The sequence below is a fragment of the Streptomyces sp. NPDC092369 genome, from assembly GCF_044755245.1.
Classification (GTDB): Bacteria; Actinomycetota; Actinomycetes; order Streptomycetales; family Streptomycetaceae; genus Streptomyces.
Map to the genome: position 1 here is coordinate 158,395 of NZ_JBIVQP010000002.1, position 14,802 is coordinate 173,196.

Sequence of the window (14,802 nt, forward strand, 5' to 3'; positions counted from 1 at the left end):
TTGAACACCGGGCGTCTGCGCGGAACACGCTTCCATGACTCCGTACGCACCGGCCCACGGGCGTCAAAAATCCTTGCCGTCCAGCTCGCCCTGGTCTCCCCGTCGTCCTGCTCGGCGGACTGAGGCGTCAGCCCGCTTCTCTCAGCCCGTTGGGGGTCCCCCCTCTGGGGGAGTTTGAGGACGAGGCCGTTCAGGCCGAAGCGGGGGTCTGGGGGCGCAGCCCCCAGTGGGGTCGAAGGGGCAACGCCCCTGGGGATGGGACGGGTAGGGGCGGCGGGGGCGAGAAACGCCCCGTCAATCCCCCCGCTGCGACCGCGCCTTGAACGCCGCCCGCTTCGCTTCCTTCGCGATCCGCTTGTCCGGATGCAGCCGCCCCATCGCCTCCAGCACATCGGCCGTGGCGGGATGCTCCACCCGCCAGGCCGCCGCGAAGAACCCACCGTGCTGCGCGGCCAACCCCTGCACCAGGGCCTGGAGTTCGTCCGAGTTCCCCTCCGCGGCCAGCTGCGCGGCAATCGTGTCGATCGTCAGCCAGAAGATCATCGCCTCGGACGGGGCAGGCACATCCGCCGCCCCGTGCTCCGCCAGCCAGACCCGGGCAAGCCCCCCGAGCTCCGGATCGTCGAGCACCTCCCGCAGCGCGGGCCCGGCCTCGATCCCCACCAACGACAACGCCTGCTGACAGCGCAGCCGCCGCAGCGGCGCACCGGCGTCCAGTCCACGCGCCGCGGCCAGCAGCTCCCGCGCCGCGCCCAGCGGTTCACGCCGGGCCAGCCACTGCTCGGTCTCCGCCTGTGCGGCACCCTGCGGAAACGTCGCCGTCCCGTCGAGCAGCGCGTCGGCCCCCTTGTCCGCGAGGTCCCCGACCGCGGGCGCCTCAAGACCGGCCTCAAGCAGCCGAGCCCGCAGCCCGAACAGCCCGAGCGGGGTGAGCCGCACCATCCCGTACCGGGAGACGTCGATGTCGTCGACGGGCGCCGCGGGCTCCTCGTCGGCGTCTGCCATCAGCGCCTCGTCGACCGGCTGGTACTCGATCAGGCCGACCGGCTCAAGGACCCGGAACTGGTCGTCCAGCCGCATCATCGCGTCGGACACCTGCTCCAGCACGTCGTTGGTGGGCTCCCCCATGTCGCTGGGCACGATCATCGAGGCGGCCAGCGCCGGCAGCGGCACCGGGGAGTCGCCGGGGCCCTCCTCGCTGACCGTCAGGAGATAGAGGTTGCCGAGCACGCCGTCGAGGAAGTCGGCCTCCGCCTCCGGGTCCCATTCGAGGCGCGAGAAGTCGACCTCGCCGCTCTCGTCGAGCGCGTCCTCCAGGCCCTCCAGGTCGGGCACGCTCGCGTCGGCCAGCACGGTGTCCAGCGCGCCGAGCCACACCCCGAGCACGTCCTGCGGCGAGCCGCCGGTGAGCAGCGCCAGGTCCGCGCCGGCGGCGACGGTGCCCTCCTCCTCGTCGACGATCTCGACGAGCCCGGTGTCGACGGCCACCCGCCAGGCCTCGCTCGCGTCGGCCGCCGCGTCGTCGCCGGTCAGCCCGAGGGCCTCGGCGGCGGTGGGCAGTTGCTCGTCGACGAGTCCGCCCCCGGCGTCGACCCTGGTGTCCGCACCGGCCCAGCGGGCCAGCCGGGCGGCCCGGCCGAGCAGCGGCGTGGACAACGCGGCCCGCGCCAGCTCCGCTTCGGGAGACAACCGCACCGGCGGCAGGGGGGAGCTGTCTGACATCGGCTGCTTCTCCTAGGGGGCGTGTCGTACCACTCGATCGCTCAGCCTAGACGGATTTCGACCCATGCCGCCCGGTTCATCTCCCCGTCGGCCGCTGTACATGGCTGAATCCTTGACAACCCATATGAGCAGGCAGGAGATTGACGCGCGTAGAAATCTGCTGGACACCTGTTCACTGTATTTTCTACGCGCGTCGCCACCGCCCCACCGGTCGCGGCCCCAGGCGTTCCAGCACCACCCTCGTCCCGGCGCCCACGCATGTCCCCGGAGGGATCACGTTGCCGAGCAAGTCTTCCGCGCGCCTCGCCGCGCTCACCGTCGCCGCCGTATGTTCCGCGGCGTCCACCGTCGCCCTGACCTCGCCCGCACACGCCGACGGCCTGCGCGTCCACGACGTCCAGGGCACCACCCGGACCTCCCCGTACGCCGGCCAGAAGGTCACCGACGTGCCCGGCATAGTCACCGGCACGCGCACGTACGGTTCCTCCAAAGGCTTCTGGCTGCAGGACCCGACCCCGGACGACAACCCGGCCACCAGTGAAGGCGTGTTCGTCTTCACCAGCTCCACGCCGAAGGTCGCCGTCGGTGACTCCGTCACGGTCACCGGCACGGTCTCCGAGTACGTGCCGGGCGGCACTTCGACCGGAAACCAGTCGTTGACCGAGCTCACCAAGCCCACCGTCACCACCCTCTCCACGGGCAACGCGGTCCCGGCCCCGACGGTGATCGACTCGAAGTCGGTGCCGCGCCGGTACACCCCGGCGGGCGACACCGCCGCGAACGGCTCGCTGGCCGGCCTGACCCTCCAGCCCAAGAAGTACGCCCTGGACTACTACGAGTCCCTTGAGGGCATGAACGTCCAGGTCAGGAACGCCCGCGTGGTCACCGCCACCGACCCGTACGCCGAGCTGTGGGTCACGGTGAAGCCGCACGAGAACCCGACCCGCCGCGGCGGCACGCTCTACGGCTCCTACGACTCGCAGAACACCGGCCGGCTGCAGATCCAGTCGCTGGGCGCGGTCGCCGACTTCCCGGTGGCGAACGTCGGCGACACGCTGGCCGGCACCACGACCGGTCCGCTGGACTTCAACCAGTTCGGCGGCTACACGCTGGTCGCGAGCGAGCTGGGCACGCTCAAGAGCGGTGGCCTCAAGCGCGAGACGACGCAGAAGCAGTCGCGGGACGAGCTGGCGGTCGCGACGTACAACGTCGAGAACCTCGACCCGACCGACGCCACCTTCGACGCGCACGCCGCCGCGATCGTGAACAACCTGAAGTCGCCCGACATCGTGTCCCTGGAGGAGATCCAGGACAACAACGGCGCGAAGGACGACGGCACGGTCGCCGCCGACGTGACGGTGAACAAGCTGATCGACGCGATCGTCGCGGCCGGCGGCCCCACGTACCAGTGGCGCTCCATCGACCCGACCAACGACACCGACGGCGGCGAGCCGGGCGGCAACATCCGCCAGGTGTTCCTCTTCAACCCGGAGCGGGTCTCCTTCACCGACCGCGCGGGCGGCGACGCCACCACGGCGGTCGGGGTCACGAAGGTGCACGGCAAGGCGGCCCTGACGGCCTCCCCGGGCCGGGTCGACCCGACGAACGAGGCCTGGACCACCAGCCGCAAGCCGCTGGCCGGCGAGTTCGTCTTCCGCGGGAAGACGGTCTTCGTGATCGCCAACCACCTCAACTCCAAGGGCGGCGACTACGGGTTGACCTCGCAGTACCAGCCGGTGCCGCGCAGCTCGGAGGTCCAGCGCCACAAGCAGGCGACCCTGGTCAACGCGTTCGTGAAGTCGATCCTCGACGTCCAGAAGAACGCCGACGTCATCGCACTCGGCGACATCAACGACTTCGAGTTCTCCGGCACCGCGCAGATCCTGGAGGGTGACGGCGAGCTCTGGTCGGCGATCAAGTCGCTGCCCAGGAGCGAGCGTTACACCTACGACTACCAGGGCAACCAGCAGGTCCTGGACCAGATCCTGATCAGCCCGTCGATCCGGCGGGACTGCGACTTCGAGTACGACAGCGTGCACATCAACTCGGAGTTCAACGACCAGATCAGCGACCACGACCCGCAGGTGCTGCGCTTCCGCCCGTGACGCCGCAGTCGTAACTCCCTTTTGGCCAGGGCTGGTTGACCTAGCCGAACACGCTGTTCAGCCAGCCCTGCCACTCGGCCTCGCACTCCTTGATGGGCGAGCCCGGCGTGAAGTCGTGCAGCGAGATGCCGACCGGGTAACCCCAGTGGTTGCGCCCGAAGATGCGGGTGAGCCCCCGGTCGGTGCGCAGCCCGATGAAGTACGCGTTGCGGAAGTCGACGACGGCCTCGAACTCGTCGGGCCCGCTGACCGTCACCCGCGCGCCGGCTGCCACGTCGTCCGCGAGACCCAGCGCCCTTCCCACGGCGGCCAGCGCGTCCGGAGCCTTCGACGCCTCGGGCCCGTCGAAGGTCGCGAAGGCGGCAGGCCTGGGCGCGAAGTGGGTCAGGTACTCGCGCAGGGTGTGCAGATAGAAGTCGGTGTGCCTGGCGGCACCGTCGTACTGGTTGTCCCAGTCGTCGACGAAGATCCCGCTGTGCACGTACCGCACCCAGGCCCGGCGTCCCTCGTCGCGGGCCTCGATGGTGTAGTCGAGCTGGTTCATCGTCTGCTCGGCGATGCCGTCGACGTTCTCGACCCGGTTGGTGTAGCGGTGGGGCGGGTCCCAGGCGGTGACGGTGGAGCCGAAGGGCCCCGTGCCGCCGACCTTGGGCTCCGGCGGCTCCATCGGCCACAGATAGCCGTCGGTGCCGGTGGTGACGGCGTCCCACACCTGCTGCGGGGTGGCGTCGACCTCGAACTCGCGGGCGATCTCGAACTCTTTGGGCATGATCTACTCCAACTCGGTCTGCTTGAGGGTGGGGTGGACGGCCACCACGATCCGGTGGTCCCGGCCGCCGTCGACGCCCGGAGCGTCGTACTTGCGGATCAGGCCGGTTACTCCGGCCGTCAACTCCTCGATGAACGCGGCCCGTTCGGCGGCCGAGGCGAAGCGCACCTCACCGTCCAGCGCGTAGGTGGCGAGCCCCTTGCGGGCCTTCGCCGCGCCGGTGATCAGCGCGCCGACGTCCCGCACGAGACGGGCGCCGACCGCGAGCAGCCAGCGCGCGGACAGCTGGTCCCGGAAGCGGTCCGGGTCGGGCTGCACGGCGGCGAGCGCGAGCGGTGAGATGACGTACGACGCGGCGGTCGCCCGCATCAGCCGCTCGGTGACGTTGCCCTTGCGGCGCTCGCCGGCCAGCTCGACCAGGCCGTGCCGCTCCAGGGCCTTGAGGTGGTAGTTCACCCTCTGCCGGGGCAGCCCGACCCGGCCGGCCAGCATGGCGGCCGACGCGGGGCCGACCGCCAGCTCGGCCAGCAGCCGGGCCCTTATGGGGTCCAGGGAGACGGCTGCGGCCTCGGGGTCTTCGATCACGGTGACGTCCAGCATGGATCCACCGTCTCACCGAAAACTTTTTTTGTCCAGGAGAGAGAAGTATTCGGTGAACGCTGCCGAGATCCTGCGGGAACCCGTCGTCGAGCGGCCGTCCGGTTCAGCCCGGCAGCAGGCCCAGGGCATGGTCGTACCGGCTGACCGTGCTGCTCTTCAGCCCCGGCCAGGTCTGCACACGCGTCCACAGCTCGCTCCCCGAGCCGATCCCGTCGCCCGGCGCGGCGAGGGCGTCGAGGTGGGCCTGGGCGCTCTCCCACTCGGCGTAGTTGAGGACGCGGGTGCCGTCGGTGGAGAGGTGGAAGTGGGCGGAGATGCCGCCGGGGTGCGGGACGGGCTCGCTCGCCAGCGCCTCCGCGACGGCGTCCACCCAGGCGCGCTGCCGTTCGGGGTCGGGCCCCTCGAACTCGATGTCCACGATCACCACGCACCCGGGGACGCGCCCGCCCCGGTCGGCCGGGCCGAGGCTGCGGTAGTGCCGGTACCGGGTCAGACCCACCCGGTCGATGCCCGGTACGGCGGTGTCGATCTCGTCGACGCGCTCCTGCCGGTGCGTCTTGACGAAGGCCTCGTAGGCCGCCTCGCCCGTCCACTGCGAGTAGTGCAGGAGGGTGGAGGCGTCGTGGCCGGTGTAGACGTGGTAACCGAGCAGGTCGGCGGCCGGCCAGGGGCGGCGCTGCCAGGTGTCGGCGACCGCCTCGACGGTCTGCCGCTGGCGCAGGGGGGTGCCCACGCGCCAGGTGCTGAAGAAGGGGGCGCCGATACGGGGGTCGGCGAGGTCGGGGTGTGTGTCGGTGCGCTGTGTCATGCCGCAACTCTTCAATCTCGACCAAGGTTGAGGTCAAGCACGCACAGCACTACGGGGCTTGGCCCTCCTCCCCCGGCCCGCGCTCGCCGAGCCGCGCCAACTGCGTCTGGAACCAGTCGAGCCGCGCCTGCAACAGGGCTGCCTCCGCGGTGAGTTCGGGTACGCCGAGCCCTTCGACGCCGGTGAGTTCGGCCACCCGGCGGGCGCTCGCGCTGCCCGCGGCGACCCGCAGTCCCTCGCCGGCCAGCCGGGCGAAGGCGGCGAGCGAGACGGACGTACGGCCTCGGACGCAGCCCGCGCAGGACGGCGCGAGGGCCAGCCAGCCCGGGCGGCCGCGGCCCGCGTCGGCGAGGGCGGCGGCGACGGCGCCGCAGGAACACGGTCCGACCGTGGCCGTGCGCACGCGCTGACGGGCATAGCGGAAGCCGCGTTCGAAGCGGATGTAGGCGCCCAGCACGGTGACTTCGAGCAGGACGGCGCTGCGGTGCTCGGCGGTGCACAGCAGCCCCTCGGCCACCGTGCGGTCGTGCACGCAGTGGAAGCCGCAGTCGCAGCGGCGGTGCGGTGCCCGGTGCCGCAGGCCGTAGACGCAGGACGCGTCGGCCAGGACTCCGTACGGCAGCGCTCCGCCCAGCGACACACCGGTGAACCCGGCCCGGGTGCCGTCCTGGGACAGCACCGGGTGGGCGATCTTGTATCCGGTCGGCGGCTCCGTCGGGCGTTCCGCCGGAAGCCGCAGCCTCATCGGGCCGCGGGGGCCTCTTCGGGGGCCTTCAATTCCTTGATCTCCTCGGGGAGTTCGAGTCCGAGCTCCTCGGGTTCTCGGTCGTGCTCCTGCGGCCGCTCTGCCGCGATTCCGGTGGCGAGTGCCTTGCCGAGTTTCATGACGCCTCCATGGGCCGATGCCGATGACCGTCCAGACCATGGTGACCCATGGAGGGCGAAAGGGACACAGGGCCTGGCCTGTGCCCCGACCGATGCCACAGCGCAGCAGTTCTTACCAATACCTGGTAGAAGAATTAAGTAGAGCTTCACGATGGTCCCGCCGACACTACTCCCATGACGACCATCTCCGCCCGCCCCACCCCACCCTTCGGCCGTGCCCTCTGCGCGATGATCACGCCCTTCACCGAGGAGGGCGCGCTGGATCTCGACGGGACGCAGCGGCTCGCCGACCGTCTGGTGACCCATGGCTGCGACGGGCTGGTGCTCTCCGGGACGACGGGTGAGTCGCCGACGACCACGGACGCCGAGAAGTCGGCGCTGGTGACGGCGGTGCGGGAGGCGGTGGGTGAGCGGGCGTCGGTCGTGGCGGGGGTCGGCACCTTCGACACCCGGCACACCGTGGAGCTGGCCCGGGCGGCCGAAAAGGCGGGCGCGGACGGCCTGTTGGTGGTGAGCCCGTACTACAGCAGGCCTCCCCAGGACGCCCTGGAGGAGCACTTCCGCACGGTCGCGGACGCGACGGGGCTGCCGGTGGCCGTGTACGACATCCCGGCCCGCACCGGCACCAGGATCGAGCCGGACACGATGCTCCGTCTCGCCGAGCACCCCCGGATCGTCGCGGTCAAGGACTGCTCCTACGACTTCCTCGCCGCCCAGAAGGTGCTCGCCCGCACGGAGTTGGCGTACTACGCGGGCTGCGACGAGCACAATCTCGCGCTGTACGCGGTCGGCGGCGCGGGGTATGTCAGCACGGTCGCGAACGTGGTCCCGGCACAGCTCCGGGCGGTGATCGACGCGTTCGAGGCGGGCGACACCCCCGTGGCCGCCCGCCTCCAGCAACGCGCGACGCCGCTCATCGAGGCGATGATGGCGGCGGGACTGCCCGGCTCGGTCACCGCCAAGGCACTCCTGCGCGAACTCGGCCTGCCCGCGGGCCCGGTGCGTGCCCCGCTGCGGCCCGCCGGCCGCGAGGCGGTCGACGGGCTGCGGACGGCGTACGAGGAACTCGTGGGCGGCTGAGGCCGGTTGATCAGTGCGGTCCGCGCTGGGCGAAAACGGGCGTCCAGACGCTGTCGTCCTCCACGACGGTCGGTCGTGGACCACTGAGCGGTACGACCTTGTCACTGCCGACGGTGAGCAGCACGAGCGGTTGCCCGGGCGGGACGGCGCCGTCGGGCGCGCCCCAGGCGATGAGCTGCTTGTCGCCGACCCAGGCGAGTAGTTGCTGCCCCTGCACCTCGGTCCGCTCGCCGGTCCTGGTGTCGACCACCCAGGAGGAGTACTTCCACTTCTTGCCCGGGAAGTCGGTGGCGGCGAATCTGCCGCTCGGGGACAGCCCCGCCGGGATGCTCCACTTCCGATACCGTTCGTTCCTCGGTTCCGGGACCTCGGTGCCGGAGAGGTCGAAGTACTGTTCCTCGCCGTCGCCTTGGGCGACCCCGATCCAGACACGCGTTCCGTCGTTGCTGAACGCGAAGTGCTCCTCGGCGTCGAAGAGACTGTCGACGCGGGGCGGTGCCACCTCGCTCCAGGAGCCCTTGCCGGAGGCGACGTCGAGGACGTAGAAGCCGGTACGGTCCGACTGCGCCTTCCGCTCCCAGACATGGCCCTCCACGACCAGCTGGTCCGGATCGCCCGCGTACGTCGTCGCGACGAGCCTGCGCCCGTCGGGTGAGTAGGCGAGCGCGCCGACCCCGTGGTCCACCGGGATCCACCGCTCGACCTTGCCGGTGCTCAGGTCGAGCAGACCGATCCGCGAGGCCGGCAGGCCCCGTTCCAGGACGGCCGCGCTCCTCATGCCGGGGTCGACGGCGACGAAGGACCACTTGGGGGCCTTCACGTACCTGCCGGTCCGCTGGTCGAGCAGCCAGTAGGTGCGGACCGTGGAGCCGCTCGTGGCCGTCCGCTCGACGAACTTCGAGGTCGCGTAGGCGGCGAGCACCGTGTTCCCGGCAGAGATCTGGTCGCGCGGAGGCGACTGGTCGGGACGGGCCTTGATCTCGTCCGGCCGGAGGACACCCCCGGGACGAATGTCGTCGCCGCCTCCCGAGTCCAGCAGCGGTACCGCCACGGCGACGGCCACCACGGCGGCGGTGACGGCGGCGACCGTCGCGAACCGGCGGGCGCGGCGGCGGTGCTGCAGGGCGACCACTCGATCGGCCAACCCCGGTCCCGCCGAGGCCTGTTCGGCGGCCTGCTCACGCAGGGTGGCACGCAGGACTTCGTCGACGTTCACGGACGCACCTCCAAGGGCGAGTAATCACGGGACGGCGGCCGCTCGGCGTCGGCCAGGCCCAGGGCCGCCAACTCCGGTGCCAGGCTGCGCAGTCGGGCGAGCGAGCGGTGGGTGGTGGACCGTACGGTGCCCACCGAGCACCCGAGCAGCCGGGCCACGTCGGCCTCGGGCAGGTCCTCGAAGTAGCGCAGCACCAGCACGGTGCGCTGCCGCGCGGTCAACCGTCCCAGAGCCGTACGCATCACGACCCGCAACTCGGCGGCGGCCGCGGAGTCACCCGCCGCCCGTTCACCGCCCTCGGGCGGCTCGGCGACACTGACCTCGCTGCGGCCCCACTTCAGCCGCCAGCGACTGACCTGCTGCCGGTACAGGATCCGCCGTACATACGCTTCGGGTTCGTCGATCCGCTGCCACCTGCCCGCCGCCTTCACGAGCGCGTTCTGCAGTAGATCCTCACCCGCGTGCCGGTCGCCCCCGCACAGCAGCACGGCGGTCCTCAGCAGAGCCGGCGACCGGTTCTCCACGAACTCGCGAAAACCATCGAGCCCTTCGGCATCCATCGTCACCTTCTCTTCCCCCGGCGGCGCTCGTGCCCCGCCCCTGTACCCCTTGTGACGCGCGCGCCACCCCGCCGCTATGCCTGTCCGGCAACGAATTCTCCGGCGAGTTGCCAACCCCGGGCCGTACGTTGTCCTGCATGAGCCGCCCCCTGCTCTTCCTCGACGTCGACGGCCCCCTCAACCCCTACGCGGCACAGCCCGAACGACGCCCCGAGGGGTACACGACGCTGAGGGTGACCTTCCAGTCGCGCCGCCTCCGGGTCTGGCTGAACCCCGCCCACGGCGCCGCACTCCTCGCCCTGGACTACGACCTGTGCTGGGCGACCACGTGGATGGACACCGCGAACCGCTGGATAGGCCCGGTCGTCGGCCTGCCCGAGCTGCCGTACGTCGACTTCGGCGAGAGCCTGTTCGCCCACCGCCCCGACGGGGTGCACTGGAAGACGGAGGCGATCCTGGCGTACGCCGACGGCCGCCCGTTCGCCTGGGTGGACGACGAACAGAGCCCCGCGGACGACGAGTTCGTGGCCGCCAGGCATCCGGCGCCGGCGCTGCTGCATCACGTCGACCCGCGCATCGGCCTGCGCGAGCCGGACTTCACGGCGCTGGCGGCGTTCGCGGCGACGCGGCACGACTGACCGGCGCAGCACGACTGCCCGGCACGGCACCGGACCGCCGTAGACGCAGGAGCGCCCGGCCGTGGTGCCCGGCCGGGCGCTCACCCAACTGCCGTATCGCCGACGTCAGTTGTGGCTGTGCAGGATCTCGTTGAGCCCGCCCCACACCGCGTTGTTCGGGCGGGCCTCGACCGTGCCGGTGACGGAATTGCGGCGGAAGAGGATGTTGGAGGCACCGGAGAGTTCGCGGGCCTTGACGATCTGGCCGTCGGGCATCGTGACGCGGGTGCCGGCGGTGACGTAGAGGCCGGCCTCGACCACGCACTCGTCGCCGAGCGCGATGCCGACGCCCGCCTCCGCGCCGACCAGGCAGCGCTCGCCGATGGTGATGCGGACGTTGCCGCCGCCGGACAGCGTGCCCATCGTGGACGCGCCGCCGCCGATGTCCGAGCCGTCGCCGACCACGACACCGGCGGAGATACGGCCCTCGACCATCGACGTGCCGAGCGTGCCGGCGTTGAAGTTCACGAAGCCCTCGTGCATGACGGTGGTGCCGTCCGCGAGGTGCGCGCCGAGGCGGACCCGGTCGGCGTCGGCGATGCGGACGCCCTTGGGGGCCACGTAGTCCGTCATGCGCGGGAACTTGTCGATGGACGTCACCTGGAGGTGCAGCCCCTCGGCGCGGGCGTTGAGCCGCACCTTCTCGACGTCGTCCACGGCGACCGGGCCGAGCGAGGTCCAGGCGACGTTGGCGAGGAAGCCGAACATGCCGTCCAGGCTCTGGCCGTGCGGCTGGACCAGCCGGTGCGAGAGCAGGTGGAGGCGCAGGTAGACGTCGTGGGCGTCGATCGGCTTCGCGTCCAGGGAGGAGATGACGGTACGGACCGCGATCACCTCGACGCCACGCCGCGCGTCCGGCCCGACCGCTTTCGCCGCACCCGCGCCGAGCAGCTCCACGGCCCGCTCGGCCGACAGCCGCTCGGTGCCGGACGGTCCGGCCTCGGCGGCCAGTTCGGGCGCGGGGAACCAGGTGTCGAGAACAGTGCCGTCGGCGGCGATCGTGGCGAGGCCGGCGGCCACCGCCCCGGTGGTGCTGGGTGCAGTCGTGTCGGTCATGAGGGCAACCTAACCGGCGAGGGCCCGCGGAGGCGAACCAGCACCGCGGGTGTCTCAGGGTGCGAGCGCGAGGGCCTGTCTGACAATTCCCGTCCGCCGCGCGACGCCCCGCACGCACTCTCGCCGCCCGGACCTCAGTGCGCGCCCCCCATGTTGAGCACCACGACCCCGACGATGATCAGCGCGATCCCGGCGGCCTTGGTCGCCGTCATCCCCTCTCCCAGGAAGAGCATGCCGATGGTGGCGATGGCCGCGGTGCCGATCCCGGACCAGATCGCGTAGGCCGTGCCCACCGAGACGGTCTTGAGGGTCTGTGCGAGCAGCAGGAAGGACACGACGTACCCGAGGACGGTCAGCAGCGAGGGCAACAGCCTGCTGAAGCCCTCGCTGTACTTCATGGCGGTCGTGGCGCCCACCTCGGCGGCGATCGCCGCACCGAGCAACAGGTATCCCATGCGTACGAGCGTACGTACCGTTCCGCCGGCCCCCTGACCCTGCCCCGGGTCACGTCCGCGTCCCGGTCACGGCTTGCGGGCGAGACCCCCGTGTTCGCCGATGACCTTGGGCTCCGGGTCGGTGGTGTCCGGCCGCCACAGCGGGACGGAGACGACGCCGGGCTCCAGCAGCTCAAGGCCGTCGAAGTAGGCGGTGATCTCCTCGACGGTACGCAGGTTGTAGGGGACCGCGCCGCTCTCGTTGTACGCGTCCTGAGCCTGCTCGAAGGCCGGGTCGATGCCCGCCGAACCGTCGTTGATGGAGAGGTAACTGCCGGACGGCAGCGCGCTCATCAGGCTGGTGACGATCGAGAGTGCTTCCTTGTGCGTGGCGACGTGCCCGAGGATGTTGCTGAGGATCAGCGCGGTCGGCTGGGACAGGTCCAGCGTGCGCGCGGCGGCCTCCAGGATGCGGGGCGTGTCCGTCACGTTCGCGTCGATGTAGTCGGTGACGCCCTCGCGCGTCGAGTAGAGCAGCGCGTGCGCGTGGGCCAGGACCATCGGGTCGTTGTCGACGTACACGATCCGGGCCTCGGGCGCGATGCGCTGGGCGACCTGGTGGGTGTTGTCGGCGGTCGGCAGGCCGGTGCCGACGTCCAGGAACTGCCGGATGCCCGCCTCGGCGACCAGGTAGGTGATGTTGCGGGCCAGGAAGGCGCGGCTGCTGCGGGCGATGGTGACGATGCCGGGGAAGACGTCCGTGTAGGCGTCGCCGGCCATCTCGTCGACCGGGTAGTTGTCCTTGCCTCCCAGCCAGTAGTTCCAGATCCGTGCCGAGTGCGGCACGGACGTGTCGATCTTCTGCGGGTCCGCGGATCCGGGGGTGCTGGCCTGGTCGGTCATGGGAGGCGTTCCGTCTTTCGGGAGGGCGTGGGCCGTGGGCAGAGGCAGGAGCGGTGCTGTTCAGGTCAGGGCTGGTTCAAGGCACAACATATGCCGCAACAGGCCTGGCGTGTACAGCGGTTCACAACAGAGGGAGGTTCAATATTCATAGAAACCGCTCCCTGAAACGGTTCCCGGGCACCTCACGACTCCACTAGGGTTTCACCGGTCACTCACCTCACCCTCACACCCCCGGCCGCCGCCTTTGGCGCCGCTGGAGGAACAGCGCATGCCAGAAAACACACCCCGGCCCCCGCGGAACCAACCCTGGGAGAACGGCTGGGCCCCCGACACCTCACGGACGCCCGGCACCCGAAGACTCTGGCTGGCCGGCGTGCTGGCCCTGGCCACGGTCATCACCTGCGTGATGGCGATCGCCTTCATGAAGAAGGCGTCTGACGGACCGTCACATGCCGCGAGGTCGCCGGCCCCGTCCGCCAGCACCGCGACCGAACCGGGGCTGATCACCTTCGCCTCGCCCTCCGACACCGGCGCCTCGGCGCCCGGCGGGAAGGTCGGCCAGTCGACCGCGCGGACCACGCCCGCCGCACCCGCCTCCGCGTCCCCGGCCGGCGGCGCCAAGCCGTCCAAGTCACCGACGCACAAGGCGACTTCGTCCAGCAAGCCGAAACCCACAGGCACCTGGAAGTCCGTCCGCTCGGTCAACTACCCGGACCGCTACTGGCACGTGAGCGGCGACTACGTGAAGCTCGACCCGATCACCTCGGCCGCCGCCCGCAAGGACGCCACCTTCAAGCTGGTCAAGGGCCTTGCCAAGGCCGACTGTTACTCGTTCGCCACGGCCGACGGCACCTATCTGCGCCACCGCGACTTCGTGCTGCGCGCCGAGCGCAACGACGGCTCGGCCCTGTTCAAGCAGGACGCGACCTTCTGCCGCCGCGCTTCTTCGATCACCGGCGCGATCATGCTGGAGTCGGTGAACTACCCCGGCCGCTACCTGCGCCACCAGAACTTCCAGCTCGTCCTGGACAGCGAGTACGGTCACCAACGCTCGTCGTCGCAGTACCAGGCCGACTCGGCGTTCCTGCTGGTGGACGGGCTCGCCTGACACACCGAACAACGAGACGGCCACACCCCCTCGGGGTGTGGCCGTCTGCCGTGTCCGTGCCGGGTGCCGCGCTCAGACGTTGAACCCCAACGCCCGAAGCTGCTCGCGCCCGTCGTCCGTGATCTTGTCCGGACCCCACGGCGGCATCCAGACCCAGTTGATGCGCAGCTCGTTGACGAGGCCGTCCGTGGCGGACTTGGCCTGGTCCTCGATGACGTCGGTCAGCGGACAGGCCGCCGAGGTCAGGGTCATGTCGATGGTCGCGATGTTGGCGTCGTCGATGTGCACGCCGTAGATGAGGCCGAGATTGACGACGTCGATACCCAGTTCGGGGTCGACCACGTCGAGCAGGGCCTCGCGGACCTCCTCCTCGGAGGCGGGCTTGATCTCCATCGTCTCGCTCATGCGGTCTTCCTTTCGGCTTCGGCTCCGCCCAGGGCCTGGGCCGTCGCGTCCTTCCACGCCATCCAGCTCAGGAGGGCGCACTTCACCCGTGCCGGGTACTTGGAGACACCGGCGAACGCGATCGCGTCCTCCAGCACCTCCTCCATCTCGTCGTCGGGCTCGATGCGGCCCTTGGACTGCATCAGCTCCAGGAAGGTCTCCTGGATCCGCCGGGCCTCGGTCAGGTCCTTGCCGACCAGCAGGTCGTTGAGGACGGACGCGCTGGCCTGGCTGATCGAGCAGCCCTGACCCTCGTACGAGACGTCCTCGATGGTCGAGCCGTCGTACTTCACTCGGAGGGTGATCTCGTCGCCGCACGTCGGGTTCACGTGGTGCACCTCGGCGTCGCCATCCCGCAAGCCCCGCCCGTGCGGGTGCTTGTAGTGGTCCAGGATGACTTCCTGGTACATCGAATCCAGCTTCACGATTCCAGCC

At 70.6% G+C, this 14,802-nt stretch carries 17 protein-coding genes; 4 read left to right on the forward strand and 13 right to left on the reverse strand.

The features are described 5' to 3' along the window. Positions 1 to 294 precede the first annotated feature (294 nt). Positions 295 to 1,722 carry a hypothetical protein gene (locus tag ACIQI8_RS10370; RefSeq protein WP_402347037.1) on the reverse strand — a complete coding sequence of 476 codons (1,428 nt, stop codon included), beginning with the start codon at positions 1,720 to 1,722 and terminating at the stop codon, positions 295 to 297. A 278-nt stretch (positions 1,723 to 2,000) separates the two neighbouring features. Here ACIQI8_RS10370 and ACIQI8_RS10375 point away from each other — a divergent pair, with 278 nt between their 5' ends. Next, positions 2,001 to 3,827, forward strand: coding sequence for an endonuclease/exonuclease/phosphatase family protein (locus ACIQI8_RS10375; protein ID WP_402347039.1), 1,827 nt, complete (start codon positions 2,001 to 2,003; stop codon positions 3,825 to 3,827). A gap of 40 nt (positions 3,828 to 3,867) precedes the next feature. Here ACIQI8_RS10375 and ACIQI8_RS10380 read toward each other — a convergent pair whose 3' ends face one another. The 5 genes from ACIQI8_RS10380 to ACIQI8_RS10400 all read right to left on the reverse strand — a co-directional run bounded on the left by ACIQI8_RS10380 (position 3,868) and on the right by ACIQI8_RS10400 (position 6,889). Then, the gene (locus ACIQI8_RS10380) at positions 3,868 to 4,596 is read right to left on the reverse strand and encodes an SRPBCC domain-containing protein (protein WP_402347041.1); all 729 of its coding nucleotides are present in this window, start codon (positions 4,594 to 4,596) and stop codon (positions 3,868 to 3,870) included. Between the two features lie 3 nt (positions 4,597 to 4,599). After that, positions 4,600 to 5,196 carry an ArsR/SmtB family transcription factor gene (locus ACIQI8_RS10385; protein ID WP_402347043.1) on the reverse strand — a complete coding sequence of 199 codons (597 nt, stop codon included), beginning with the start codon at positions 5,194 to 5,196 and terminating at the stop codon, positions 4,600 to 4,602. A gap of 103 nt (positions 5,197 to 5,299) precedes the next feature. Continuing rightward, on the reverse strand, positions 5,300 to 6,004 hold the full coding sequence (locus tag ACIQI8_RS10390) for an antibiotic biosynthesis monooxygenase family protein (RefSeq protein ID WP_402347045.1): 705 nt from the start codon (positions 6,002 to 6,004) through the stop codon (positions 5,300 to 5,302). A gap of 49 nt (positions 6,005 to 6,053) precedes the next feature. Next, the gene (locus tag ACIQI8_RS10395; protein WP_402347046.1) at positions 6,054 to 6,749 is read right to left on the reverse strand and encodes a hypothetical protein; all 696 of its coding nucleotides are present in this window, start codon (positions 6,747 to 6,749) and stop codon (positions 6,054 to 6,056) included. Continuing rightward, on the reverse strand, positions 6,746 to 6,889 hold the full coding sequence (locus ACIQI8_RS10400; RefSeq protein WP_402347048.1) for a hypothetical protein: 144 nt from the start codon (positions 6,887 to 6,889) through the stop codon (positions 6,746 to 6,748). Before ACIQI8_RS10400 ends, ACIQI8_RS10395 begins: the two co-directional genes overlap by 4 nt. Before the next feature lie 174 nt (positions 6,890 to 7,063). On the opposite strand from ACIQI8_RS10400, the gene dapA reads away from it, so the two are divergent. Continuing rightward, positions 7,064 to 7,969, forward strand: coding sequence for a 4-hydroxy-tetrahydrodipicolinate synthase (dapA, locus tag ACIQI8_RS10405; protein WP_402347050.1), 906 nt, complete (start codon positions 7,064 to 7,066; stop codon positions 7,967 to 7,969). 10 nt (positions 7,970 to 7,979) lie between these two features. Here the strand turns inward: dapA and ACIQI8_RS10410 are convergent, their stop codons facing one another. Together ACIQI8_RS10410 and ACIQI8_RS10415 are read right to left on the reverse strand one after the other, a co-directional pair. Next, the gene (locus ACIQI8_RS10410) at positions 7,980 to 9,185 is read right to left on the reverse strand and encodes a YncE family protein (protein WP_402347052.1); all 1,206 of its coding nucleotides are present in this window, start codon (positions 9,183 to 9,185) and stop codon (positions 7,980 to 7,982) included. Next, a complete protein-coding gene (locus tag ACIQI8_RS10415) occupies positions 9,182 to 9,745 on the reverse strand; it encodes a SigE family RNA polymerase sigma factor (protein ID WP_402347054.1) in 564 nt (187 codons plus the stop codon). Before ACIQI8_RS10415 ends, ACIQI8_RS10410 begins: the two co-directional genes overlap by 4 nt. Positions 9,746 to 9,882: 137 nt before the next feature. Here ACIQI8_RS10415 and ACIQI8_RS10420 point away from each other — a divergent pair, with 137 nt between their 5' ends. Further along, complete coding sequence (locus tag ACIQI8_RS10420) at positions 9,883 to 10,383, forward strand: hypothetical protein (RefSeq protein WP_402347056.1); 501 nt, start codon at positions 9,883 to 9,885, stop codon at positions 10,381 to 10,383. Positions 10,384 to 10,488: 105 nt separating this feature from the next. Here ACIQI8_RS10420 and dapD read toward each other — a convergent pair whose 3' ends face one another. From dapD to ACIQI8_RS10435, 3 genes are all read right to left on the reverse strand, one after another. Beyond that, positions 10,489 to 11,478: a 2,3,4,5-tetrahydropyridine-2,6-dicarboxylate N-succinyltransferase gene (gene dapD / locus ACIQI8_RS10425; protein ID WP_402347058.1), complete on the reverse strand. Its 990-nt coding sequence runs from the start codon at positions 11,476 to 11,478 to the stop codon at positions 10,489 to 10,491. Between the two features lie 134 nt (positions 11,479 to 11,612). Continuing rightward, complete coding sequence (locus tag ACIQI8_RS10430) at positions 11,613 to 11,933, reverse strand: DMT family transporter (RefSeq protein ID WP_401728048.1); 321 nt, start codon at positions 11,931 to 11,933, stop codon at positions 11,613 to 11,615. A gap of 66 nt (positions 11,934 to 11,999) precedes the next feature. After that, complete coding sequence (locus ACIQI8_RS10435; protein WP_402347060.1) at positions 12,000 to 12,815, reverse strand: SAM-dependent methyltransferase; 816 nt, start codon at positions 12,813 to 12,815, stop codon at positions 12,000 to 12,002. A gap of 268 nt (positions 12,816 to 13,083) precedes the next feature. Between ACIQI8_RS10435 and ACIQI8_RS10440 the strand changes: the two genes are divergently transcribed. Beyond that, on the forward strand, positions 13,084 to 13,923 hold the full coding sequence (locus ACIQI8_RS10440) for an AbfB domain-containing protein (RefSeq protein WP_402347062.1): 840 nt from the start codon (positions 13,084 to 13,086) through the stop codon (positions 13,921 to 13,923). 72 nt (positions 13,924 to 13,995) lie between these two features. On the opposite strand, the gene ACIQI8_RS10445 is transcribed toward ACIQI8_RS10440, so the two are convergent. Both ACIQI8_RS10445 and sufU read right to left on the reverse strand, forming a co-directional pair. Continuing rightward, positions 13,996 to 14,328 carry a metal-sulfur cluster assembly factor gene (locus ACIQI8_RS10445; RefSeq protein WP_402347064.1) on the reverse strand — a complete coding sequence of 111 codons (333 nt, stop codon included), beginning with the start codon at positions 14,326 to 14,328 and terminating at the stop codon, positions 13,996 to 13,998. Then, positions 14,325 to 14,792, reverse strand: a complete 468-nt coding sequence (gene sufU, locus ACIQI8_RS10450; protein ID WP_401728054.1) for a Fe-S cluster assembly sulfur transfer protein SufU — start codon at positions 14,790 to 14,792, stop codon at positions 14,325 to 14,327. The genes ACIQI8_RS10445 and sufU overlap by 4 nt, the downstream gene beginning before the upstream one ends. Positions 14,793 to 14,802 lie beyond the last annotated feature (10 nt).